20 protein-coding genes are annotated in these 23,166 nt (G+C 64.0%); 8 read left to right on the top strand and 12 right to left on the bottom strand.

The window, feature by feature from the left end:
• Position 1: 1 nt before the first annotated feature.
• Positions 2-3,085 carry a type III restriction-modification system endonuclease gene (locus AC5RUH_RS02095; RefSeq protein ID WP_494127782.1) on the top strand — a complete coding sequence of 1,028 codons (3,084 nt, stop codon included), beginning with the start codon at positions 2-4 and terminating at the stop codon, positions 3,083-3,085.
• Positions 3,086-3,711: 626 nt separating this feature from the next.
• Here the strand turns inward: AC5RUH_RS02095 and AC5RUH_RS02090 are convergent.
• From AC5RUH_RS02090 to AC5RUH_RS02080, 3 genes are all read right to left on the bottom strand, one after another.
• Complete coding sequence (locus AC5RUH_RS02090; RefSeq protein WP_494127781.1) at positions 3,712-4,137, bottom strand: hypothetical protein; 426 nt, start codon at positions 4,135-4,137, stop codon at positions 3,712-3,714.
• The gene (locus AC5RUH_RS02085) at positions 4,134-4,760 is read right to left on the bottom strand and encodes an ImmA/IrrE family metallo-endopeptidase (protein ID WP_494127780.1); all 627 of its coding nucleotides are present in this window, start codon (positions 4,758-4,760) and stop codon (positions 4,134-4,136) included. The genes AC5RUH_RS02090 and AC5RUH_RS02085 overlap by 4 nt, the downstream gene beginning before the upstream one ends.
• 280 nt (positions 4,761-5,040) lie before the next feature.
• Positions 5,041-6,600: a helix-turn-helix domain-containing protein gene (locus AC5RUH_RS02080; protein WP_494127779.1), complete on the bottom strand. Its 1,560-nt coding sequence runs from the start codon at positions 6,598-6,600 to the stop codon at positions 5,041-5,043.
• Positions 6,601-6,728: 128 nt separating this feature from the next.
• On the opposite strand from AC5RUH_RS02080, the gene aceA reads away from it, so the two are divergent.
• The 4 genes from aceA (at position 6,729) to AC5RUH_RS02060 (ending at position 11,858) form a co-directional block, all read left to right on the top strand.
• Complete coding sequence (gene aceA, locus AC5RUH_RS02075) at positions 6,729-8,045, top strand: isocitrate lyase (RefSeq protein WP_494127778.1); 1,317 nt, start codon at positions 6,729-6,731, stop codon at positions 8,043-8,045.
• Positions 8,046-8,242: 197 nt separating this feature from the next.
• A complete protein-coding gene (aceB, locus tag AC5RUH_RS02070; protein WP_494127777.1) occupies positions 8,243-9,883 on the top strand; it encodes a malate synthase A in 1,641 nt (546 codons plus the stop codon).
• A 482-nt stretch (positions 9,884-10,365) separates the two neighbouring features.
• Positions 10,366-11,517, top strand: a complete 1,152-nt coding sequence (locus AC5RUH_RS02065) for a TRAFAC clade GTPase domain-containing protein (protein ID WP_494127776.1) — start codon at positions 10,366-10,368, stop codon at positions 11,515-11,517.
• The gene (locus AC5RUH_RS02060) at positions 11,514-11,858 is read left to right on the top strand and encodes a hypothetical protein (protein WP_494127775.1); all 345 of its coding nucleotides are present in this window, start codon (positions 11,514-11,516) and stop codon (positions 11,856-11,858) included. The genes AC5RUH_RS02065 and AC5RUH_RS02060 overlap by 4 nt, the downstream gene beginning before the upstream one ends.
• Positions 11,859-12,113: 255 nt before the next feature.
• On the opposite strand, the gene AC5RUH_RS02055 is transcribed toward AC5RUH_RS02060, so the two are convergent.
• A complete protein-coding gene (locus tag AC5RUH_RS02055) occupies positions 12,114-12,431 on the bottom strand; it encodes an XRE family transcriptional regulator (RefSeq protein ID WP_494127774.1) in 318 nt (105 codons plus the stop codon).
• Between the two features lie 98 nt (positions 12,432-12,529).
• Between AC5RUH_RS02055 and AC5RUH_RS02050 the strand changes: the two genes are divergently transcribed.
• Positions 12,530-13,042 carry a hypothetical protein gene (locus AC5RUH_RS02050; protein ID WP_494127773.1) on the top strand — a complete coding sequence of 171 codons (513 nt, stop codon included), beginning with the start codon at positions 12,530-12,532 and terminating at the stop codon, positions 13,040-13,042.
• 47 nt (positions 13,043-13,089) lie between these two features.
• A complete protein-coding gene (locus AC5RUH_RS02045) occupies positions 13,090-13,419 on the top strand; it encodes a hypothetical protein (RefSeq protein ID WP_494013229.1) in 330 nt (109 codons plus the stop codon).
• A 67-nt stretch (positions 13,420-13,486) separates the two neighbouring features.
• Here AC5RUH_RS02045 and AC5RUH_RS02040 read toward each other — a convergent pair whose 3' ends face one another.
• The 4 genes from AC5RUH_RS02040 to cycA form a co-directional block, all read right to left on the bottom strand.
• A complete protein-coding gene (locus tag AC5RUH_RS02040) occupies positions 13,487-14,509 on the bottom strand; it encodes a 1-aminocyclopropane-1-carboxylate deaminase (protein ID WP_494127772.1) in 1,023 nt (340 codons plus the stop codon).
• Positions 14,510-14,533: 24 nt separating this feature from the next.
• Complete coding sequence (locus AC5RUH_RS02035; protein ID WP_494002091.1) at positions 14,534-14,974, bottom strand: VOC family protein; 441 nt, start codon at positions 14,972-14,974, stop codon at positions 14,534-14,536.
• Between the two features lie 168 nt (positions 14,975-15,142).
• Positions 15,143-16,096, bottom strand: a complete 954-nt coding sequence (locus tag AC5RUH_RS02030) for an acyl-CoA thioesterase (protein WP_494127771.1) — start codon at positions 16,094-16,096, stop codon at positions 15,143-15,145.
• A 192-nt stretch (positions 16,097-16,288) separates the two neighbouring features.
• Positions 16,289-17,746, bottom strand: coding sequence for a D-serine/D-alanine/glycine transporter (gene cycA, locus AC5RUH_RS02025; RefSeq protein ID WP_494127770.1), 1,458 nt, complete (start codon positions 17,744-17,746; stop codon positions 16,289-16,291).
• Between the two features lie 360 nt (positions 17,747-18,106).
• Between cycA and AC5RUH_RS02020 the strand changes: the two genes are divergently transcribed.
• The gene (locus AC5RUH_RS02020) at positions 18,107-20,137 is read left to right on the top strand and encodes a vWA domain-containing protein (protein ID WP_494127769.1); all 2,031 of its coding nucleotides are present in this window, start codon (positions 18,107-18,109) and stop codon (positions 20,135-20,137) included.
• A 7-nt stretch (positions 20,138-20,144) separates the two neighbouring features.
• Here the strand turns inward: AC5RUH_RS02020 and AC5RUH_RS02015 are convergent, their stop codons facing one another.
• The 4 genes from AC5RUH_RS02015 to AC5RUH_RS02000 all read right to left on the bottom strand — a co-directional run bounded on the left by AC5RUH_RS02015 (position 20,145) and on the right by AC5RUH_RS02000 (position 23,118).
• On the bottom strand, positions 20,145-21,512 hold the full coding sequence (locus AC5RUH_RS02015; RefSeq protein ID WP_494127768.1) for a DUF2254 domain-containing protein: 1,368 nt from the start codon (positions 21,510-21,512) through the stop codon (positions 20,145-20,147).
• A complete protein-coding gene (locus AC5RUH_RS02010; RefSeq protein ID WP_494127767.1) occupies positions 21,509-22,141 on the bottom strand; it encodes a CG0192-related protein in 633 nt (210 codons plus the stop codon). Before AC5RUH_RS02010 ends, AC5RUH_RS02015 begins: the two co-directional genes overlap by 4 nt.
• Before the next feature lie 133 nt (positions 22,142-22,274).
• The gene (locus tag AC5RUH_RS02005; RefSeq protein ID WP_494127766.1) at positions 22,275-22,772 is read right to left on the bottom strand and encodes an SRPBCC family protein; all 498 of its coding nucleotides are present in this window, start codon (positions 22,770-22,772) and stop codon (positions 22,275-22,277) included.
• A gap of 13 nt (positions 22,773-22,785) precedes the next feature.
• Positions 22,786-23,118 carry an ArsR/SmtB family transcription factor gene (locus AC5RUH_RS02000; protein ID WP_494013237.1) on the bottom strand — a complete coding sequence of 111 codons (333 nt, stop codon included), beginning with the start codon at positions 23,116-23,118 and terminating at the stop codon, positions 22,786-22,788.
• Between the last annotated feature and the right edge of the window lie 48 nt (positions 23,119-23,166).

The raw sequence follows: 23,166 nt of genomic DNA, 5'->3' as shown, positions 1-23,166 counted from the left end.
GATGAAACTCCAGTTCAAGGTTCAGCCGTACCAAACCGACGCAGTCGAAGCTGTCGTCGAGGTGTTCGCCGGGCAGCCTAAGCAAGATGGTGTCTCCTACCGAATCGACCCGGGCAAGTTGAAGCGGACTGCCGCTCCGGTGCTGTTCGAAACGGACACGACTCCGGACTCGGGCCTACGTAACACCGAGATCGCCCTGAGCCCGAAGCAGTTGCTGGAGAACATCCAGGAAGTGCAACGCTCCCGCAACCTGCCGCTATCGACTGAGGTAAAGGACAGCAGGGCCGCTCCCGGGGCGCCCAATCTTGATGTTGAGATGGAGACAGGTACGGGCAAGACATACGTCTACATAAAGACGATCATGGAGCTGAACAAGCGGTACGGCTGGAGCAAGTTCATAATCGTCGTGCCATCAGTCGCGATTCGTGAGGGCGTCAGGAAGTCCTTCGACGTCACCGCCGAGCACTTCCAGCAGGCCTACGGCACTAAGCCACGCTCCTTCATTTACAACTCCTCCCAGCTTCACGAGCTCGAGCGGTTCAGCTCGGACGCGGGCGTACAGGTCATGATCATCAACATCCAGGCATTCAATGCAACGGGCAAGGACCAGCGCCGTATCTACGACGTCCTCGATGACTTCCAGTCGCGGAAGCCAATCGACGTCATCAGGGCCAACCGCCCGATCGTAGTCATCGACGAGCCCCAGAAGCTCGGCGCCGACAAGTCGCTGAAGGCGCTCGCAGAGTTCAACGCCCTCATGATGCTGCGTTACTCCGCCACCCACAAAGTCGAGCACACCAAAGTGCACCGTCTCGACGCACTGGACGCATACAACCAGAAGTTGGTTAAGAAGATCGCGGTGCGTGGCATCACCGTGAAAGGCCTCGCTGGCTCGACGGCCTACCTTTACTTGGACGCGATCGAGATCGCCAAGGGCGCCGCGCCGCGCGCCCGGGTCGAGATCGAAGTCCAGACAAAGGGCGGGCCGATTAAGCGGCAGGTCAAACGCCTCAATGTGGGCTCCAATCTGCACGACATTTCCGGCGGCATCGAGGCCTACAAAGGTTTGTTCGTTACTGATATCGATGCGAATCGCGATGTGATCGAGCTGAGCAGCGGCGACGTCGTGATTGCCGGGCAGCTCGCTGACCGTGACGTCACTGAAGAAACCAAGCGGCGGATCCAGATCCGTGAGGTCATTCGCGCCCACATCGACAAGGAGAGGGAGCTCTTCAGTCAGGGCATAAAGGTGCTGTCGCTGTTCTTCATCGACGAGGTTGCAAAGTACCGCGACTACGAACGCGAGGACACCCTCGGCGACTACGCGCGCTACTTCGAGGAGGAGTACACGGCGATCGTCGAGGAGATCCTCGGTGAACTGGAATTGGACGACGCCACAGTGGCCTACCAGAAGTATCTCCAGCGCGATGTCGTGCGTGAAGTTCACGAGGGCTACTTCTCGATCGACAAGAAGACCACGCGGCAGGTCGATCCGACCGTCACCAAACGCGGCGAAGATGCCGGGCAGGCATCGGATGTGGATGCTTATGACCTGATCCTGAAGGACAAGGAACGGCTGCTATCCTTCGCAGAACCGGTTCGCTTCTTGTTCTCACATTCTGCCCTGCGTGAAGGATGGGACAACCCCAACGTCTTCGTCATGGGTATGCTCAAGAAGAGTGACAACACCGTTTCCCGGCGCCAAGAGATCGGTCGCGGCCTGCGTTTGGCGGTAAACCAGCACGGTGAGCGCATGGACAACCCGGCCACGGTCCACGATATCAACGAGCTGACCGTTGTTACCGATGAGTCCTACACCGACTTCGTCGCTGGCTTGCAGAAGGAGATGTCCGAGTCTTTGGCGGCACGCCCACGCAAGGCCAGCGTCAAGTTCTTCGCCGGCAAGACGATCCGCACCGAGTCGGGTGCGAGCGTCATTGGGGAAGCCCAGGCCCAGGCCCTGTACAAGTACCTAGTCAAGAACGATTATCTAAACGACGACGACACCGTCTCGGAGGCCTACAAGGAAGCCAAAAAATTCGGCACCTTGGCCGAACCCACGTCCGAGCCGCTGAAGAGCATCATCGACTTCGTCTGGCCGCTGGTGGACGCACTCTACGTCGATGTCCCCCTGCCTGCGAACGACCGCAAGCCAAAGCGAATTCCTCTCAACGAGGCGAACTTCGCCAAGAAGGAGTTCCAGTCCCTCTGGGGGAAAATCAACCATAGGACCGTCTATCAAGTGGAGTTCAATTCGGCCGAGCTGATCGGCAAGTCCATTCAGGCTGTCGACAAGCACCTCAACGTCGCCGCCATGCAGTATGTCGTACAGACAGGAAGGCAACTGGACTCTCTGGAGGCCGACGACCTCGCCAGCGGGGCAGGATTCCATAAGGCCAGCACCGCTACCCACACCGAGACTGTGTCGGCCGGCTCCCAAATCAAGTACGATCTGCTCGGGGAGATTACAGGGAAAACCCAACTTACCCGACGCACTGCGTCTGCCATCCTCAGGGGGCTCACGCCGGCGACCTTCGCGAAGTACCGGCGGAATCCTGAACAGTTCATTACTGAAACGGCCCGTTTGATCAATGAGCAGAAGGCAACCGTAGTCGTTGAGCACCTGGCCTATGATTCTCTCCAAGAACGCTTCGACTCGGCGATCTTCACGGAGAACCAGACCAAGCAGGACCTGACGAACGCCGGACAGATACTGAACAAGCACATATATGACTACGTCGTCACCGATTCCAAGATCGAGCAAGACTTCGTCAACGAACTCGACACGAGCAAGGAAGTTGCCGTTTACGCGAAGTTGCCGCGCGGGTTCTTCATCCCGACTCCCGTGGGGGACTACAACCCTGACTGGGCCATCGCCTTTACCGAAGGAACAGTCAAGCACGTCTACTTCGTCGCCGAGACCAAGGGTTCACTTTCTACGCTTCAACTAAGGGGTGTCGAAGACGCGAAGATCGAGTGTGCCCGCAAGTTCTTTGCAACGCTCAACGAGAAGCAGGACCAGAGCGTCAGGTACGACGTCGTCACCGACTATAGCGAGCTCATGCAACTCGTTGAGACTGTATGACGGGTTGTGCACTATAATTCAGCGGCAGGCGGTCCGTTGGCGATCGAGTTGATGGGCGCTTCTTAGCTAGCTGACGTTGGCTAAATTTATCGACCCCAGAGGTTGGGTACGCGGCTGGTCGGTGGCCGCCCCTTAAGCGAATGGTGGCCGCGGTTGTAGCTGTGCACCACTCGGCGAAAGGCAAGGCGTGCACCGGTCGCAAACCGTAGGTAAGTTTGTAGTCCCATTCCTGCAGCAGGGTGCGGTTGTGAAATTATTCCTTTCCGCCGGGGCTTCGGCGCGGAACTGCAGCAGGAGCCGTCGTCGGTTAAGAGCCGTACATTTCGATCCCGGCCCGTTAAACCAGGCCTTGGCTCGTCGCCAGAAGGCGGGTGCGGTCTGCCGCTCGTCCTCGAGGATCTCCATTTACGCTAGGAGCGAGTGGTCATCGAACGCTTTGTGCAGGGAGTCGCAGCAGGGGCGCCCGGTTGGTCTCTTCTACGAGGTAGTCCGTGGCATAAGCGCTGCCCTTCCCAAGAAGAGAACGGCATTATCCCCAGGACACGCAGGTACGAGCAGGACGGGTCAAAGCGGGAAGGAATCCCCTTGGCAGTCCCCTAGATTGTCCTTGCTGAAGGTCTGGTCGATCAAGTCGTTGTCGTCTCGTCGACTCTCCAAGGGAACATCGCATCCAAGATGCCCGGTGCGAGACCGTTGACGAAGACATACATAATAACGAGGACCAACGCCAGTTGTAGCAGCAGATCCAAGGTGAACGATAGACGAAACAACCAGGGATGAGCGGTGAGAAACGAACCCAAGCGACTGTCCGAAGACTTTCCACGCGAATGCAAAGCATTCGCATACATCGAAGCAAGCCCGAGGAAAGGTGCGATACCCCGGACTGATTGGAACATCTGGATACCGGGTGTGCCTTCAGAGCCCTCTGCCTTGGACCCTAAATCATCCTTGACGTCTCTCACTCGTCCCGCGGATCTGGTTTTCTGTTGGAGGCGCTCGGCATCGTCCGTGCCGTCAGCCTCTCCTTTAGTCGAAAGTGCGGAATCGGTCATTGTCGAACAGGGTCGAAGCCGAGATTCTTCAGTCTATAGCCCATCGCCACTTCTGACACGCGAAAAATTCTGGCCATTTGCTGGACAGATTTTCCCGCTTCCCGCAGTTGCATAACCAACTTGCGCGGCATTAGCAGCGCTGCAGCAAAAGCATTCGCATAGATTTCTTCTTCTGAAGTTCCCTGCCGTGCCTCTTGGTCACGGTTTCTAACCTCATCGCTCAAGGCGCCATCGCCTAGGGTCGTATCGCCATCAACGAATCCAGTCGTAGCTGGCGGCTTGATTTCACGCGCGTACACCAAGTGGCCTGTTTCGTGCGCAGTAGTGAAGCGCCGGCGGACTAGCGAGCTATTCTCATTGATGGTGATTTCTGGGGTGCGGGCTCGTGGCATGTAAATGAACCCGTCTAACTCTTCATCGTCCAAGTCGGCCCAAAACACATTTGCGCCAAGGCGCTCAGCCACGACGGTGGCATCTACAGGCATATTTTCAAGGTCAACAGGCCAATGTTCCTCGTGGACCTCAGCTGCGTGAAGCTCAGCGTCATCGCGGAGTTCCTTAACCTTTTGCCAAGGCACGCGATCAAGAGTAGCTCCGTTGTTTCCTTCAACAATTTTTGTCATTGTCGGCACACCTCCTTACCGCAGCCATTTCACCTCTACAAGATAAATTAGCTAGATGTTTGACTCCCAGTCCAGAGGTCAAATAGTGCAATATACTATATTGTACACTGAGCGTTCGTTCGACGCTTGGCACGCCTGTCTTCTCGGCGGCGACTGTATGTGGAGCGCGCCGCGGCGCAAAGCTAAATGTGCCGAGATTACTGGGATTCGGCAAGCCAGACGCCTTCCATGCTTACATTTCCCTTCCAACGTCGGCCCCAACATCGTTGTGGTTCGAACGCTACCACGTGCGAGGGACAGTTTTGTTTAAGCTGCCCGCACCAGAAACTACCGTCCCGTGCGCTTGGAGGAACGCATACACCTCGGTCTCGTCGACGCCGGGGAAGGCGCCGGGCGGGAGGGCTGCGAGGAGGTGGGAGTTGGCGCGGGCGCTGGGCCAAGCGTGGCCGGCCCATTGGGCGGCGAGGTCGGCGGGTGGGCGGCGGCAGCAGGATTCGTCGGGGCAGTTGGAGACGGAGCGTTCGGTGGTGTCGCGGCCGCGGAACCACTTCACCTCCTTGTACGGGATGCCGATGCTCAGCGAGTACTCCCCCGACGAGTGCCGCTCGGTGATCGCGGTGCACCAGAACGTGCCGGCTTTGGTGTCCGTGTACTGGTTGAAGGCACGGAACTTGTCCGGCACATCGAACACTGCCCGTGAGGTCCAGTTGCGGCAGACGGGCTGGCCCTCGATGGCGCCTGTGTGGTCGGCGGGGAAGTTCACCCCGTCGTTTTCGTAGGCCTTGTGGATGATGCCGGAGACGTGCACCTTCTGGAAGTGGCAGGTAATCCCCAGGTGGTGGGTGGCCAGGTTGGTGAAGCGGTGGGCCGCGGTCTCGTAGGAAACACTGAAGGCGTCGCGCAGGTCCTCGATGGCCAGTTCCTTGGCCGCCTTGGCCTTCTGCAGGAAGTCCACGGTGGCGTGCTCGGGCATCAGCAGCGCGGCGGCGAAGTAGTTGGTGTAGACACGTTGACGGAGGAAGTCAGCGTAGTCGGTGGGCGTCTGGTGCCCCAGGACGTAGTGGCCCACGGCCTGCAGCAGCACTGACCGGGGGTCGTGTTCAGAGCGGTGTCCCTGGGTCAGGTAAATTCTGCTGTTCTTCAAATCCGTCACGGACCGGGTCGAATGCGGCAGGTCGCTAACGTACTGCAGGCTGAAACCGAGGTGCTCGGCGATGTCCGCAGCCACGTGGTGGGACAACGGACCGCCCTTGAAACCGACCGCCTTGAGCAGCTCCTGGGCCTGGGCCTCGATATCCTCGTAGTGGTTGTTCCTAGCGCGCATTTCTGCCCGCAGTTCAGTATTCGCGCGGCGCGCTTCTTCGGGGGTGGCGGCCTGTTCGTCCAGCCGGCGCTCCAGCTCGTGCTGCAGCCCGACCAATGACTCCAGCACGTCCAAGGAAAGCCGCGAGCTGACGCGGACTTTGGGCAGTCCGAGCGACTCGTAAAGCGGTCCGCGCTGGTAGCGTTCCAGCTCGATTTCCAGCGCGGCCCGGCGGCTGGGCGGCTCGGCGCCGAGCAGCTGGTCGATGCCCACACCCAGGGCCTTGCCGAGGGCCTGGAGCATGCCGAGCTTGGGTTCGCGCTTGCCGTTCTCGATCAGCGAGAGCTGCGACGGCGCGGCGCCGACGGCCGCACCTAGATCGTCCAGCGTCATGCCCTGGGCCTTGCGGAGGTGCCGCACCCGCCGGCCCAGGCTGATGACGTCGATCTCGGGCTCGGCGGAGGCACCGCCGTCGTGCTTGGAGGGACGATTCCAGCTGGTGGTTGTCATTTCTTGAGAATACGAGAAGAACTGCAAATTTTTCCAGCACATTCTCTGGTTTGGGTGTTGCAGAGTGCGGAATAGTCGGTTTCACGAAGGATTTGGCCCGGACCGATCACCGAGGATCGGAACCTGCCGGACCCGACACCGAACAGGAGACAGCAATGACTGCATCATTTGAGCCGGCCCCGATGAACGCTGAGGAAGCGGCCAAGGCACTGGAGCTCGAGTGGGCCGCCGATTCCCGCTGGGAGGGCATCACTCGCGACTACACCGCAGCGGATGTCATCCGCCTCCGCGGCCGGGTCCAGGAAGAGCACACGCTGGCCAAGCGCGGCGCCCAGAAGCTGTGGAAGCAGCTCACCGAGGAGGCCGCCGAAGGTTGCTACACCAACGCGCTCGGCGCGCTGACCGGGAATCAGGCGGTGCAGCAGGTCAAGGCCGGGCTGCGCGCCATCTACCTCTCCGGCTGGCAGGTGGCCGCCGACGCCAACCTCTCCGGCCACACCTACCCGGACCAGTCGCTGTACCCCGCGAACTCGGTGCCGCAGGTGGTCCGCAGGATCAACAACGCGCTGATGCGGGCCGACCAGATCGAGTTCTCCGAGGGCATCCAGACCGTCGAGGACTGGATGGTGCCGATCGTGGCCGACGCCGAGGCCGGCTTCGGCGGCCCGCTGAACGCCTACGAGCTGATGAAGTCCATGATCGCCGCCGGCGCCTCGGGCGTGCACTGGGAGGACCAGCTGGCCAGTGAGAAGAAGTGCGGCCACCTGGGCGGCAAGGTGCTGATCCCCACCGGCCAGCACATCCGCACCCTGAACGCGGCCCGGCTGGCCGCCGACGTCGCCGGCACGCCGAGCGTGATCATAGCCCGGACCGACGCCGAGGCCGCCACGCTGCTCACCTCCGACGTGGACGAGCGCGACGCCGAGTTCATCACCGGCGAGCGCACCCCCGAGGGCTTCTACAAGGTCCGCAACGGGATCGAGCCGTGCATCGCCCGGGCCAAGGCCTACGCCCCGTACTCGGACCTGATCTGGATGGAGACCGGCACCCCCGACCTGGAGCTGGCCCGCAAGTTCGCCGAGGCGGTCAAGGCCGAGTTCCCGGACCAGATGCTCTCCTACAACTGCTCGCCGTCCTTCAACTGGAAGAAGCACCTGGACGACGCGACCATCGCGAAGTTCCAGCGCGAGCTCGGGGCGATGGGCTTCACCTTCCAGTTCATCACCCTGGCCGGCTTCCACGCCCTGAACTACTCGATGTTCGACCTGGCCCACGGCTACGCCCGCAACGGGATGAGCGCCTACGTGGACCTGCAGGAGCGCGAATTCGGCGCCGAAGACCGCGGCTACACCGCAACCAAGCACCAGCGCGAAGTGGGCACCGGCTACTTCGACACCATCTCCACTGCCCTCAACCCCAACGGCAGCACCTTGGCCCTGGTCGGCTCCACCGAAGAGGGCCAGTTCCACTAACGACGACGGGGCGCACCCCGGCGCTGCGCCGGGACCCGCCGCGGCACGACCTTCCGACGGCCGCGGACGGCCTTACGAAAGCTATTAGCCGCTTTCCGGGTCCCGGCTCCGCACCTCAGATCCGAAGGTCACCTTTGGCACCCAGGCGGGGCGCCGGCGTCGTACTTACAAAAGTTTTCTTGAGGAGTGAATGAGCGATGAACGATCCGATTACCTTGAACGGGATTACGTTGACGGGCCCGGCCGTGTGCCGGCAGGAGGAAGTGCTGACGCCGCAGGCGCTGGAGTTCGTGGCCAGGCTGCACCAGGCCACCGCGGCCCGACGGCGCGAGCTGCTGGTCCAGCGGGAGAACCGGCGGCGCTCGATCGCCCGCGGCCACGACCCGAAGTTCCTGCCCGGCACCCGGCACATCCGCGAGGATTCTTCGTGGAAGGTCGCTCCCCCGGCACCCGGGCTGGAGGACCGCCGGGTGGAGATCACCGGGCCGGTGGAGAAGAAGATGACCATCAACGCGCTGAACTCCGGCGCCAAGGTGTGGCTGGCGGACATGGAGGACTCCTCCACGCCCAGCTGGTCCAACGTGGTCAACGGGCAGCTGAACCTGACCGACGTGCTGGAGCGGCGGATCGACTTCGTCTCCGACACCGGCAAGGAATACAAGCTGACCGGCCAGACGCTGACCGACCTGCCCACCATCGTGGTGCGGCCGCGCGGCTGGCACCTGCCGGAGAAGCACATGCTGATCGGCGGCGAACCGGTGGCCGGCGGCATCGTGGACTTCGGCCTGTACTTCTTCCACAACGCCCAGCGGCTGATCGCCCAGGGCCGCGGACCGTACTTCTACCTGCCGAAGATCGAATCGCACCTGGAAGCCCGGCTGTGGAACGACGTGTTCATCCTGGCGCAGGACCTGCTGGGTATCCCACAGGGCACCATCCGCGCCACCGTGCTGATCGAGACCATCACGGCCGCGTTCGAGATGGAGGAGATCCTGTACGAGCTGCGCGAGCACGCCTCCGGGCTGAACGCCGGCCGCTGGGACTACATCTTCTCGGTGATCAAGAACTTCCGGGCCCGCGGCCCGCGGTTCGTGCTGCCGGACAGGACGCAGGTGACCATGACGGCACCGTTCATGCGCTCCTACACCGAGCAGCTGGTCCGCGCTTGCCACCGCCGCGGCGCCATGGCCATCGGCGGGATGGCCGCGTTCATCCCCAGCCGCCGCGACCCGGAGGCCAACGCCATCGCCATGGAGAAGGTGCACGCGGACAAGACCCGCGAGGCCTCCGACGGGTTCGACGGTTCCTGGGTGGCGCACCCGGACCTGGTGCCGGTCTGCCGCGAGGTGTTTGATTCGGTGCTCGGTGAGCGGCCCAACCAACTGGACCGTCAGCGCGAGGATGTCACGCCCGACGACGGTGCCCTCCTGAACATCGCAGGCACCGAAGGCTCAATCACCGAGACCGGCATCCGCACCAACCTGGAAGTCGGCATCCAGTACATCGAGTCCTGGTTGCGCGGCAACGGCGCGGTGGCCATCCACAACCTGATGGAGGACGCCGCGACGGCGGAGATCTCCCGCTCGCAGATCTGGCAGTGGATCCACGCCCACGCAGTGACCGACGACGGCGAGATCATCACCCGCGAATGGGTCCGCGAACTGCTGGAGGAAGAGTTCGCCGGCCTGCCGCGGTTCGACGGCGATCGGTTCGACGACGCCCGCGAAATCTTCGAAGAGTGTGCCCTCGGCGAAGAGTTCCCGGCCTTCCTGACCATCCCGGCGTACCAGAACTACCTGCTGGAGAAGTCGCCGGCGAAGGTGGTTGCTGCGGCCTAAGTTGCCACCATTCGTCCGGCGGCGGGCCGGGGTCCACTAGCCAGCCCCCGGTCAGCCGCCGGCACCAAAAACTTTCCGCAGGGCCGCCCGGTCCACGCATCTTTCGCCACAAGCAGCCCGATGGTCGGGCGGGCCGGCGGTCCTGCGGAAGCACAGTGAATGAAAAGGGTCGGGTGCGGCTCTATCTACAGAGCCGCACCCGGCGTCTTTCGTTGCATATTCTGCGTGGAGTTCGAGCCCATCCAGGGGTGTGATCACGGGCCAAGCGGAGAGGCCACAGCTCCGCACAAGAATTCCGGCGGTTTCGAGGCTGCCCTTGCTCAGGCACTAATCCGCATGAGCGGCTGACCCCCTTCCGCTGATGACTCTCCCTGTATCGCAACCCCAGTGTTCAAACCCATGCTGTGCAGAGAGAACACGCCGACCGGCTAGCCGGTACGGTGGCGTGCTAGGTGCACGACCGGATCGCGTAAGCTCCCCGTATGCAACTAAAGAGAGCGCTAGAGCAACACATTGCAGTGTTTGGCGAAAGCGGCAGCGGCAAGACCGTGATGGTCTCCTCCTTTTACGGGGCCACCCAGGAGCCTCATCATCTCCAGAAGAGCCTGTTCCGAGTGGTGGCTGACAGTACAGGCCAAGGCAATCGTCTGCACCAAAACTACCTTGGCATGAAGAATTCAGCACGGCTGCCCATGACCACCCGTTTCGCCGCCACGTCCTACTCCTTCTCGGTCAAGCTGAAAGATGGGGCTAATGCCAAGGCGATGAAGGCTAAGCCGTTCGATGCACTGCGTCTTGTCTGGCACGACTACCCAGGGGAATGGTTCGAGGAGGACGTGAGCGGGCCAGAGGAGGCCCAGCGCAGAGTCGACACTTTCAAGAATTTGTTGGGTTCTGATGTTGCTCTCTTGCTAGTGGACGGTCAGCGGTTGCTGGACAACTCCGGAGAGGAGGAACGGTACCTCAAGTCGTTATTCACCAAATTCCGCAACGGACTGTTGTCACTCAAAGATGATGTGCTTGAGGACGGTAGGCCTCTCGTCGACTTCCCTCGTATCTGGATTATGGCGCTGTCGAAGTCCGATTTGCTGCCGGATCTGGACGTCTATAAGTTCAGAGATGTCCTCATAGAGAAGGCCAGCGATGAAATGGAAGACCTGCGTGAGGTCATCGCTGGCTTTGTGGAAGGCCAAGATGCGCTGTCCGTGGGTGAAGACTTCGTCCTGCTCTCGTCAGCGAAGTTCGACGCAGACACGATTCAGGTGGCCAAACGAGTCGGTGTTGAGCTGATCCTGCCGCTGGCCGCCGTGCTCCCATTCGAGCGACACGTCCGGTGGGCCCAGCTGAAGCAAATACCTGGGAAAGTGGTCGAAAATCTGTTAGGCGGTGCCGGAGCTTTAGCCGCCGCCCTAGTCGGAAGCAAGGTTAAGCCCGCCGGTCCAATAAGCCTTCTGCTGAACCTTGTTGGTCCAGATCTCATCAACGATGCGGCCAAACTGGCCGGGGACAAACTCAGGGAGGTCAACTCCGAAGCATTGGCTAAGCGAGACTTCGTGACAGCAACGTTGACGGGCTTCCGAATGGACTTGGACAAGGGCGAAAAGGAGCAAACCCTTCTCAGGAGCTCTAGATGAGGCTCATCTGGGCCACTCGTGGGAAAACCTGGGGATTCCGGTTTCGCCGTTACGGAGGATTCGACGATCCGCTCCCGGAATACGACGCCGTCTTTTCGCGTATCGGGGATGATTCGGAAGTCTGCCACCGCGTCGGCGAAAAGGTGGCGCTGCGTTTCCCAGATCCTTGGGAGCGTAAGGATGTATCCGGCAGAGTGATTCCACACGAATTCGTCGTCTATGAGCCCTTGGCCGATGGCATCGACTCGGTTGAGGAGGGTCTCCTGAAGGTCTGGCCCTTGGTTGCGGACGAATTTGCGCAGGTCTGGGAGCTGCCGCGCCCACCCGCGGCTAACGGATAACCTCAGCGGCATAACACATCGCGCGAGCGCACTCAGAGCTACCAGTTGCGCCCATGCGAGGGCAAACTAATACGCCGGGTGCGGCTCCACGTTTTGGAGCTACACCCGGCGTTCTCCTGACGGCATCAGAAATGCTTGGTCAGCCGGAAACGGAGCTCGGGCTAAAACTCGATGTGGGGCTCTACCCATGAGTGCCGCACACGGTCAGGGAATGAACTGCGTTCGACCAATGCCGTTTTACAGCCGGCGACTAACCTAAATATTGTCCTCGTGAGCCGTGCCGCCTTCGCCTTCCCATGTTTCCAAGCGCGCGATCTTGGAAGCGTTGAACTTCCGACGCACTCCGTAGCCGCCGTGATCGTCGTCTTCGATGAAGACGACGCCGAACTGTTCTAAGGCACGGCGCAATTGCCAGTTCTGCTCCGGGGTCAGGGCCTGGTTGCCCTTTTCGAAGTCGCGCACCTGTTTTTTGTCCAGGCCGGATGCCTTGCCGATCACCTTGGACGAAACCTGGGTTAGTGCGCGGGCCGCACGGGCAAGATCTGAAGGAATGATCATCGATGACTTAGTCATGGCCTGATCATCCCAGTCTTTGAGAAAAGGTGCAGCCGCCACTTCTGCTGACCAATGTCCTATGCCACATCAACCGATGCATGCCCTAGGTTGGAGCCATGATCGCGCTGCAAGCTCCAGATCCGGTCGAGGTTGTGGTCCGCAACGACGCCCCGGACGGGTGGGACGTTCTCGCCTCTCTCGGTCCGCTGGCCATCCTGTTGGCTGCCCTTATCGCCGCCTTTATCGGCTGGCGCAGCATGCGGACGCAGGCCGAGGCAGACCGCCGGGCGCAGTGGTGGGCGAGGGCGGAGTGGGCGCTGGATGCGTCCATGTCCCCCAGCCTGGACCGCAAGGTGGTGGGGCTTGGGGTGTTGGCGTTGCTCGCCGAAAGCCATCTGGCCGGCGAGGAAGAAGCGCGGATTCTTCAGGTCGCCTCGAACGACGGTTTGGCTCAGCAGGTCACGGCGCTTGAGGACGTGGAGGCTGTTCCGGCCTTTCCCAGAGCCGCTGACTCCCCACAACAGGACAGTGTCAGGATCCAGGCAGCCAAGCTCCGCGTGGTGACGGACAAGAAACAAGGGCACCAGACACCCGAGTGGATCGTGAAGCTGGCCCAAACTTCGACTTAATCCGCGGTCATGGCACAATGACGGCAGACTAAGCCCGGAGGAAATGCATGACAACCCACGATCAAACCGTCCCAGAAACGCAGCAAAAGCCGAAAAGCTACTTGGAGTGGAAGTTTTCCAGCGGCGGCAAAGTCTTCCGCGATCTGCTCGGGATTGCCTTCATTTTTCTGTTCATCACGCTTTTCAATATCGCGGGCAACGGGTTTTGGATGAACCTCGGCGGTGCCGTCCTTATCGGCCTTGCCCTCGATGCCGTTGAATACCAGCACGAAGTGCATCGGCGGCCAGCCGTCCGGAAACACGTCATCTGGTGGCAACTGCTGGCCGCGGTTGCCGTGACCATTCTGTACATCAGCGTGCTCCAGCTAACCCGCTGACCATCCGCTGCCAGCCCCGGGCTCAACTGAACGGCGGCGCTCGGGCGAGCACCGCCGTCGTAGTTTCCTAGCTCCGGAAAAGGCCGCTGTAGGCGTTGAGGGCCGGCTGGCCGCCGAGGTGTGCGTAGAGCACAGTGCTCTCGGCCGGGATCTCCTTGCTGCTGACCAGGTCGATCAGGGCGGCCATGGATTTTCCTTCGTAGACCGGGTCCGTGATCATGGCTTCGAGCGAGGCGCTCAGCCGCATGGCTTCCAGCGTGGATTCGACCGGGATGCCGTAGAGGTCGCCAGCCCAGCCCTCGAGCACCGAGATCTCGTCGTCGTGCAGGTCCCGCTCGAGCCCGATCAGCTGCGCCGTGTTGCGGGCAATGCGGCCGACCTGGTCGCGGGTCTTGGACAGGGTGGCGGAGGCGTCGATGCCGAGCACGCGGCGCGCCCGGCCGCCGGCGTCCTGCAGGGCGGCGAACCCGGCGATCATCCCGGCGTGGGTGGAGCCGGTGACGGTGCAGACCACGATGGTGTCGAAGAAGACGCCGAGGTCCTTTTCCTGCTGCTGCACCTCATAGGCCCAATTGGCGAAACCCAGCCCGCCGAGCCTGTGCTCGGAGGCGCCGGCCGGGATGGGATAGGGCTTGCCGCCGGCAGCCTCGACCTCGGCGATGGCGTTCTGCCAGGAGTCGCGGATGCCGATGTCGAAGCCGGCGGGGTCGAGCCGGACGTCCGCCCCCATCAGCCGGGAGAGCAGGATGTTGCCTACCCGGTCGGTGAGCGGGTCCGGCCAGTCCACCCAGTTCTCCTGCACCAGCAGCGCCTTGAGGCCGAGTGTCGCGGCCACCGCTGCTACCTGCCGGGTGTGGTTGGACTGGAAGCCGCCGATGGACACGATGGTATCCGCGCCCTCGGCGAGGATGTCCGGGACGATGTACTCGAGCTTGCGGGTCTTGTTGCCGCCGTAGGCCAGGCCGGAATTCACGTCCTCCCGCTTGGCCCAGATCTGCGCGCCGCCCAAATGCTTGCTCAGCCGCGGCAGGTGGTGAACCGGGCTGGGGCCGAAGGTCAGCGGGTAGCGGTCGAACTCCGTTATGGCCATGTGGTCCCCGTTCTGCCTCGGCGGCTACTGGCCTGATCCGGCGTTCTCCGGAGCCGTGATGTTGACCATCCAGTTCACACCGAACTTGTCCGTGAGCTGCCCGAAGTAGTCGCCCCACGGGGCCTTTTCAAGCGGCTGGTTGACGGTTGCTCCGTCGCTCAGGCCCTCCCAGTAGCTGCGCAGCTTGTCGTCCTCGCCCGGGTCTTCGCCGCTGGAGCTGACACAGATGTAGCCGTTCGGGGAGGCCTGCATCTCGGGCGGCACGTCCGACGCCATCAGCAGGAAGCCGCGGTCCACGGTCACGGACGAGTGCATGATTTTCCCGCCGGTCTCGGGGCTCTCGTCGCCCATTCCCTCGGCGTAGGTCATTTTGCTCAGCTCGCCGCCGAACACGGAGTGATAGAACTCGATCGCCTCCGCGGCGTTGCCGGTGAACTGCAGGTAGGGGTTCAGGTCCAGTGCCATGGGTCTGCCTTCCGTAGTGGATGCGGCGCGTTCCGTGCCGCGTTCATTCTTGCGCCTTCCACGGCGCGCGGGAAGGGGCGGCGGACCCCTGCCGCACCTGCCCGTGAAGTGGAACGTCCAACCTGTGCGTGCTCCGGCGCTTCCGCACCCTGTGCCGGGAAGCGGGGGTCAGTAGGTCCGCTCGACGCCGAACTCCAGCGGGGGAAGTGCCGCGCGCCGCCGGACCAGGTCCTGGGCGTGGGCGGCCAGCCGCCGATCCTCGTCGGAGCGCAGCACGAGTTGCGGAACCTTGGCGGCGTGCCCGGCCTCGTCCCGGGTAACGAAGACGGTCATGCACTGCGTGGTGTCCCGCCAGTCGCCGCCGCGCGGGTCCCGTGCCCGGACGTGGACGGCGATGTGCATGGAGTGCGGACCGGTGTGAATCATCCGGGCGGAGAGTTCAACCAGGTCGCCGATGTGGACGGGGTTTAGGAAGTGGATGCCGCCGGAGTAGACCGCCACGGCGTCGGCACCGCACCATCCCATGGCGCAGGCCCTGGCCACCTCGTCAATCCAGCGCAGCACGATCCCGCCGTGGGCGTTGCCGCCCCAGTTCACGTCCGTGGGGGCGGCGAGGAAACGGAAGCTTTCGGAGGGAGTGGTGCCAGCATCCGTATATGCCTGGGCGCTCATCACCTCGCGGATCTCGCGCCGGGCCTCCAGCCGGCCCTCGATCCCGCGGGCCAGCCGCTGCGACGCGTCGTCGGTCGGCGCCCACGGCGGAACAGGCCGGGGCCGCCGCTGCTCATCCATGGCGACGAACACCAGGATGCAGTCCATCGCCGGCCGGAACTGCCGGGCGCGCACGTCCGCCGCGTCGACGGTGACGACCACCTGCATGCTGGAACGGCCGGTGTGCGCGATGCGGGCGCTGACCTCGATCAGGTAGCCGTTGCGGATCGGCCGGGTGAAGTGCACATTGCCGACGTACGCGGTGACGCAGTAGCCGCCCGAGTAGCCGACGGCGCACGCGTAGCCGGCTTTGTCGATCCACTCGAGGACCCTTCCCGCCTGCACCGTGGTCCCGTCGGCCGCGACGTCGGTGGGCGCGGCGAGGAAGCGCAGCGTGATCGAATCTTCCATGGCGCCATCGTAGCCGCGCGTGGGGCCGCCGTTGCCGGTTCGCGGACGGGCCGCGCGCTGGACGGCCGAACGGCTGAGGGACGGCCGAACCGCAGAGGGACGTGGCCCGACTGCGGAGGGACCGACACAAAAACGTCCGCTCCCCGGAGACCCGGGAAGCGGACGTTTCGGCGCAGCCTGCGGCGGGCTCGGCTAGCGCCGGCCTGCCAGGGCGTCCTCGCGGCCTTCGAGTGCCGCCTTTTCCTCGGCCACCTTGGCGTCGTGGGCGGCGCGGATCGCGGTGTGCTCCGGGTTGCGGCGCAGCCACAGGTAGCCGATGCCGAGCGCGACGAACCAGACCGGGGTGAACAGCAGGGCAGCCAGCGTGTCCGGCTGGGTGGTCAGCGCCCACAGGATGAAGGCGAAGAAGGCCATGACCACGTAGGGCATGAACGAGCCGCCCGGCATCTTGAACTTGCTGGCCTCGTGCAGCTGCGGCCGGCGACGGCGGTACACGATGTAGCTGACCAGGATGATGGTCCAAACGAACATGAAGCAGAGCGCCGAAACCGTGGTGACCATGGTGAACGCCTCGGAAACGCTGCCCTCCGCGTAGAGCAGGACCACGCCCGCGAGCAGGAACATGCAGGAGAACAGCAGCGCGCTGCGCGGCACACCGCGGCTCGAGAGCTTGCCGAAGCGCTTCGGGGCATCGCCCTCCAGCGAGAGCCCGTAGATCATGCGCGACGTCGAGTAGATGCCCGAGTTCGCCGACGACGTCGCCGAGGTCAGGACCACGAAGTTCACGACGCCGGCCGCGCCGACGAGGCCGGCGAGGGCGAACATGCCCACGAACGGGGATTCGTCGGCGTTAAACCCGGTCCACGGCTGGACGGCCATCAGGATGATGAGGGCGCCCACGTAGAAAATCAGGATGCGGATCGGGATGGAGTTCACCGCCCGCGGCAGGTTCTTCTCCGGGTCCTTCGTCTCGGCGGCGGTGGTGCCGACCAGTTCGATTCCGACGAACGCGAACACGGCGATCTGGAACCCGGCCACGAAGCCCATGAAGCCGGTGGGGAACATTCCGCCGTGCTCCCACAGGTTCCCGAAGGAGGCGCGGACGCCGTCGTGCTCGAAGTTGGTGATGATCATGACCAGGCCGACGACGATCAGGGCCACGATGGCAATGATCTTGATCAGCGCGAACCAGAATTCGGTCTCGCCGAAGGCCCGCACGGTGGGCAGGTTCAGCGCGAGCAGCAGCAGGATGCAGGCGAGCGCCGGGATCCACAGCGGCAGGTCCGGCCACCAGAACGCCACGTAGTGCGCGATCGCGACGACGTCGGCGATGCCGGTGACGACCCAGCAGAACCAATACGTCCAGCCGGTGAAGAAGGCCGCCCACGGCCCCAGGATGTCGCCGGCGAAGTCGCCGAAGTTCTTGTACTCGGTGTTACTCAGCAGCAGCTCCCCCATCGCCCGCATGACGAAGAAGAGCATGAAACCGATGATCATGTAGACGAAGATGACCGAGGGGCCGGCGACGGAAATCGTCTTGCCCGAGCCCATGAAAAGCCCGGTGCCAATCGCACCGCCGATGGCGATCAACTGGATGTGGCGGTTGGATAAAGACCGCTGGAGGTGCGGTTCGGTGCTGGTGGCGCTCACTATGTTCCTTACGGGTGGGACTGTGCAGCTGCGGGAGGTTCCCTTCGAACCGGTCGGACGCAGGCTCCATTGCCCGTCCGGCCAGACCGAGAGCAAGCCGCCCGCGGCTCAGCCCGGAGGGGCCGACTGGGTGACCTACGCCACGAAAACCTATCTGTCGCGGCTCACGTGGGTCAAATCGAGAACAATCGGGAACGCCGTCCCGGCTGGCGCGCGTGGAAACGTGCGGTGAACAGGGCCGGCATTCCGCCGGCCGGCCGGTGGGCCGCGCTTCGCCGCCCGCCGGATGGCCTGTGGGCCGCGTTTAGCCGGATATAGTCGGGGCAAAATAACGTTTCATCGAGAGAGTCGGTGTCGATCATGAGTGCGAGCGTCGGGGTCTTGAAGGGCGCGCTGGGCGTGGTTGCCGCCCTGGCCATGTTCCTGCCGCAGCAGGTTCCGGTTTCGCAAGTGCCCGTCCAGCAGGTGCCGGTTTCGCAGGTGCCCGTCCCGCAGGTGCCGGTTTCGCAGGTGCCCGTCCCGCAGGCTCCCGCCTCAGGATCCGAGGAGGCCGTGCCGGTGATGCTGACCTTGGACGCCTCCGGCTCCATGCTCAACCCCGACGCCGACGCCAAGGGCACCCTGCGGATGGACGCAGCCAAGGCCGCTGCCAGGGAGCTGGTCGAAACCCTGCCGGCGGGATCGCAGCTGGGCCTCATGGTCTACGGCACCAACACGGACAGTTCCCCGGAGGCCCGGGCCGAGGGCTGCAAGGACGTGAGCGTGCTGTCCAAACTGGGCACCACAGATCCCGGGAAACTGGTCGATCAGATCGACTCGATCAAGGCGTCCGGCTACACCCCGGTGGGCGAGGCGCTGCGCCGGGCCGCCGCGGAGCTTCCCGACGACGGTCCCCGCAGCATTGTGCTGGTCTCCGACGGCATCGACACCTGCTCGCCGCCGCCGCCCTGCGAGGTAGCCAAGGACCTGGCAAAGGACGGCGTGGACCTGGCCATGCACACCATCGGGTTCAAGGTGGATGCGCAGGCCCGCAAGGAACTCGAATGCATCGCCAAGGCCTCCGGCGGCACCTACGCCGACGCGGACAACGCCGACACGCTCCGTGAGCAGATGGTCATCAAGACCGTCCGCGCGCTGAACCCCTACGACTTCGCCGGCATCCCGGTGACCGGCGGCAAGAGCGCCGCCGCTGCCGCGGAGGTGTCCACCGGCCAGTACCTGGACACCTTCGCCGCCGGCAGCGACAGGACCTACGAGGGCGGGACCCGCAAGTTCTACAAGGTCCACCTGGACGACGGCGAGCGCCTGCACGTCAGCGCGTCCCTGGTGATGCCGATCCGGGCCGGCAGCATGACCACCTACAGCGCGCTGGAGCTCGAGGTCTTCTCCCCCGACGGGCAGGAATGCCTGAGCTCGGTCCGCGAATCCCGCGACGAGGCCCGGCTCTCCGATGGCCCGGTCACCGCGGTGCTCTCCACTGGCGCCATGGGGAGCGGCGACCAAGAGTGCCTCGAGCCGACCGGCGGCGGCGACCTAGTGGTCGGCGTGACCCGGAGCGGTCCGGGCTGGAAAAAAGACCCGCTGCCGATGGAGCTGCTCTTCCTCGCCGAACCGGAGGCCGATACCACCGGACTGCCGGCCGGCTACGACGCCGTGACCAAGCTCGATCTGCTGAAGCCGGGCTCCAAGCCGCGCGAGACCACTCCCGGCAACAGCTTCAATTCCGCCCCCGAACTGGCGCCCGGCAGCTTTGCGGCCACCCTCATCCCCGGCGAGGTGCACTTCTACAGGGTGCCGGTGGACTACGGGCAGCAGCTGCGCGCCGTCGCCCAGCTCGGCGATTACGAAAAGGACATCTTCAATCCGTCCTACCTGCAGGTCGGCTTCGCCAATCCGCTGCGCCAGCCGGTGACGATCACCGACGGCACCTCCACGGGCGCCTACGGCATGACGTCCATGGCCGACCCGGGCACCAAGGTGGCAGCGAACTTCGCCTCTCCGGTGCGCTACCGCAACGCCGCCGAGGGCATTCACGACGTCCGCAACCTGTACCTTGCCGGCGACTACTACCTCCAGGTGGCCGTCGACCCGCTGTACTTCGAGGACGCCAAGGAGACGGAAATCCCCTACACCCTGACCCTGGATCTGGTTGGCGACGTCGAGCCGGGCCCCGGCACGGCCGAACCCGGTGCTTCGGCCGCGGCCACCGAATCCGCGGTGGCAGAACCGGCGGACCACCAGGCGGGGACGGCAACTGTCGTTGCCGTGGCGGACGACGGCGAAGGCCCGGCTTCGGTCCCGGCCCTCGCCTGGGGCATCGGCGCGGCCCTGGTCCTCGCCGCCGGCGTGGCCACCGCCGTCGTACTCCGCAGGAATCGCGGCGTGAAGTAACGCCGGGCTACCGGCTGCGGCTGTGGTCGGCGGGGTCTGTCTCGTCGGAGGACAGCGCCTGGAGGCGCCGGAGGTCCTCGGGGTGCAGTTCGGGCCGGTCCCGCATGGCGTCGAGAAGTAGCTGCATCTGCCGGTCCAGGGCCGGCGTGTGTTCGGGGTGGCCCTCGGCACGGACGTGTGCGATGAGCATGCGGAGGACCCGCAGGAGAGCGGCGACGACCTCCGGCTGGTCCAGGCTCGTCTGTCGCAGCTGGTCGAAGGCATGGTCGACGTATTCGGCATGGTCAAGGTTCCACGGCTGCAGCAGTACCCGGCCTGACTCGTCCTTCAGCGCTTCCGCAGCAAGCGGGGCGGTCAGGACCGCCCGCAGAAGGCTGCCCAGCCTCAGGATGACCTCCACTGCCGTGGTGGGGTCGTTGATGGCCGGGCTAAGCGCCCGCAGGCCTATGTCAACCAGCTGGCGGATAGCGAAGTCGACATCCTGCAGCATGGTCCGCGAGTCGGCTATGGCAATCGCCCCGGCAAGCTTCTCCCGGCTGCGCTCCGGCGGTGGCGGCCACACCGTGAACAATGCTTCACCCGCGTGGATGTAAGCACCCACGCGGGTTTCCATCCGCACCGTCGTGCCGGCAGGGACCGCTCCCAGCAGCTGGCCGCTGTCCACCTGGCTGATCCATCCGCTCATCCGGCAAGGAATGACGGCGGCATTCCCGGGGGCATGGAAGTCTTTGGGCTCCACGGGCTGGAGGCCAGAGGGCACCCGGTTAAGAGCCGCCACGACGGTCCGGCCCTCTGCCGCGATGACCCGGGCGACGTTGCCAACCTGCAGTCCGCGGGCAAGATGGTCCAGGTGGACGATGATCCCCACCACCGTCACCAGGGTGAGGACGACGGCGATCGTCAGGGATATGCGCGGCGCCGGCTCGGTCGGTTCCCCGCTCAGGCTCGGCAGGACGAGGACGCAGTAGAAAAACGTGGCAACGAGCAGGCCGATAACCGCCTGGCTGAGCCGGTCCCGGATGAACGAGCGCATCACACGCGGCGAGAACTGGTCGCTGGCCAGCTGCAGGCTCACCACGGTCAACGAGAAAACCACGCCGACGGTGGTGATCATCGCTCCCGCGACGGTGGACAGCAGCCAGGTGGCGGCATTGCTGCTCATCGCCAGCGTGAGCGGCACATCGGCATGGTGGCCGAGGGCTCGGTCGACGGCGGTGGCACCGATGGCCAGCGCGATGCCGGCCAACATCACCACCGCCGGGAAGAGAAAGAGGCTCTCCTTGAAGCGGTAGCGCAACGCGGCAACACGCAGGCCCCAGGCACCTTCCTCTCGCTGAACCCCCGACTCCTTGCTCCTCCGCACCGGGCGGCTCACCAGGCGGAAGCGAGGATCAGCGGCGGCTGGCCCGGCAGCGAGCAGTTCAGCGTCAGGGCCGTGGCCGGCCTCTCCTGGGACCCGGGAGTTCGGTAGACGGTCAACGTCAATGGGTTGGCATCGATGGTGGTGACGCTGCCCTCGGTGGTGGGCACCGCCGTCGTCGTGGTGGGGACGATGCCGCCGGGACCGCCGCTGCCGCGGACCGGGAGGGCACCGGCCAGCGGTTCGAGCTTGCCGTCTACGTCGCGGAACTGCTCCGCGCCGGATCCGCCCTGGATGATCACGGTGGCCAGCGCGGTGGCGTACACCGGGTCGGCGCACGCGTCGTAGATCCAGCGGTCACCGAGCACGGAGTGGTCCATGGTCCCGGCCAGGAATTGTTCGGCTCCGGGCAGCGGTGCGCCCCGGTAGGTCAGCGGGACGTGCAGCACCGGACCGTCGCCGGCCCGGACCAGGTGCGTTTCCATGCCGACCTCTCCGGCCGGATCGTCGAAGCGGAAGGCGCCAAGGTGCTCCAGCTCGCCGGCGCTGGCTCCAAGTTGTTGGAACCATGGCTGTTCGGGCAGCCATGCCGCCAGCAGCTCCTGCTTGGTGGGATTCAACACTGCGTCGTAAATGATGGCCATGTTGGTAGCCTATCCACTCTTGGACGGGCACGGGCGGGCGGTCAGTCGGTCACCGGCTAGCCGTGCCGCCTCGGTGGTCACTCCCCTTTCGCTCGCGGGATGCCCGGCTCAGACGAATGCGGGATGCCTGGACTCAGACGGATGCGGGCTCGGCGAGGATGGCGTCGATCTGGCCCATGGCACCCTGCATGCCCTCGACCATCCCCATCTCGAGCATCTTCTCCAGCTGCTCGGCGGACTCGAACCTGGACTCGGTGGTCATCCGGGTGCGGCTGCCGATGGATTCCAGCGTGACCGTGGCGTAGGTGGTGCCCAGGTCCGCCACCGGCTCGCCGTCGTCGTCGGCAAACCCGTCCTCGAAGGTCAGCCGGTGCGGGGCCTCGATCGCGGTGATCCGCCACCAGCCGGCGGCCGTCTCGCCGTCGGGCCCGGTCATGTAGTAACTGGCCGTGCCGCCGGGAGTGAACTCGTGCTTGCTGAAGGTGGCGGGCCACTCGGGCGGGCCCCACCAGCGTTCCAGCTGGCGCGGATCCTCCCAGAGCTGCCAGACGCGCTCGACGGGTGCATCGAACTCGGCCACGAGGGTGAACGTCAGGGCCTCGAGGTCCTGCTTGGTATCGGTAACCGGCATGACGGTGTCCTTCCTATCCCATTGCGAGAATGTCCTGGATCCGGTCAACACGTTGGCGCCAGAGCATCTCGTATTCGTCGAGCAGGCGACGCGCTCTTCGCACTCCTTCAGGATGAGGCCGCACCATCTGCTCCCTTCCGCGCTTCTCCTTAACCACCAGGGAAGCCCGTTCCAAGACCGCGACGTGTTTCTGTACCGCGGCGAAACTCATCTTGTACCCCGCCGCCAGGCCCGACACCGAGAACTCGCCGGTGAGCACCCGGGCCACGATGTCGCGGCGGGTGGCGTCGGCGAGCGCCTGGAAGAGGCGGTCCAACTCGAGGTCACTGACTTGATCTACAACCATTTGGTTGCAGGTTAGTCCTCGGTGGCCGCGGGGTCAAGGGTTTGCGAA

Source organism: Arthrobacter sp. Y3223166, from assembly GCF_059090935.1.
The sequence above is the reverse complement of the archived record's forward strand: the minus strand, read 5'-3'. Positions and strand labels throughout refer to the sequence as shown.

Coding starts and splice junctions, on each gene's coding strand:
- AC5RUH_RS02095 (WP_494127782.1), top strand. CDS start 2: ATGAAACTCCAGTTCAAGGTTCAGCCGTACCAAACCGACGCAGTCGAA.
- AC5RUH_RS02090 (WP_494127781.1), bottom strand. CDS start 4,137: ATGACCGATTCCGCACTTTCGACTAAAGGAGAGGCTGACGGCACGGAC.
- AC5RUH_RS02085 (WP_494127780.1), bottom strand. CDS start 4,760: ATGACAAAAATTGTTGAAGGAAACAACGGAGCTACTCTTGATCGCGTG.
- aceA (WP_494127778.1), top strand. CDS start 6,729: ATGACTGCATCATTTGAGCCGGCCCCGATGAACGCTGAGGAAGCGGCC.
- aceB (WP_494127777.1), top strand. CDS start 8,243: ATGAACGATCCGATTACCTTGAACGGGATTACGTTGACGGGCCCGGCC.
- AC5RUH_RS02065 (WP_494127776.1), top strand. CDS start 10,366: ATGCAACTAAAGAGAGCGCTAGAGCAACACATTGCAGTGTTTGGCGAA.
- AC5RUH_RS02060 (WP_494127775.1), top strand. CDS start 11,514: ATGAGGCTCATCTGGGCCACTCGTGGGAAAACCTGGGGATTCCGGTTT.
- AC5RUH_RS02055 (WP_494127774.1), bottom strand. CDS start 12,431: ATGACTAAGTCATCGATGATCATTCCTTCAGATCTTGCCCGTGCGGCC.
- AC5RUH_RS02050 (WP_494127773.1), top strand. CDS start 12,530: ATGATCGCGCTGCAAGCTCCAGATCCGGTCGAGGTTGTGGTCCGCAAC.
- AC5RUH_RS02045 (WP_494013229.1), top strand. CDS start 13,090: ATGACAACCCACGATCAAACCGTCCCAGAAACGCAGCAAAAGCCGAAA.
- AC5RUH_RS02040 (WP_494127772.1), bottom strand. CDS start 14,509: ATGGCCATAACGGAGTTCGACCGCTACCCGCTGACCTTCGGCCCCAGC.
- AC5RUH_RS02035 (WP_494002091.1), bottom strand. CDS start 14,974: ATGGCACTGGACCTGAACCCCTACCTGCAGTTCACCGGCAACGCCGCG.
- AC5RUH_RS02030 (WP_494127771.1), bottom strand. CDS start 16,096: ATGGAAGATTCGATCACGCTGCGCTTCCTCGCCGCGCCCACCGACGTC.
- AC5RUH_RS02020 (WP_494127769.1), top strand. CDS start 18,107: ATGAGTGCGAGCGTCGGGGTCTTGAAGGGCGCGCTGGGCGTGGTTGCC.
- AC5RUH_RS02010 (WP_494127767.1), bottom strand. CDS start 22,141: ATGGCCATCATTTACGACGCAGTGTTGAATCCCACCAAGCAGGAGCTG.
- AC5RUH_RS02005 (WP_494127766.1), bottom strand. CDS start 22,772: ATGCCGGTTACCGATACCAAGCAGGACCTCGAGGCCCTGACGTTCACC.
- AC5RUH_RS02000 (WP_494013237.1), bottom strand. CDS start 23,118: ATGGTTGTAGATCAAGTCAGTGACCTCGAGTTGGACCGCCTCTTCCAG.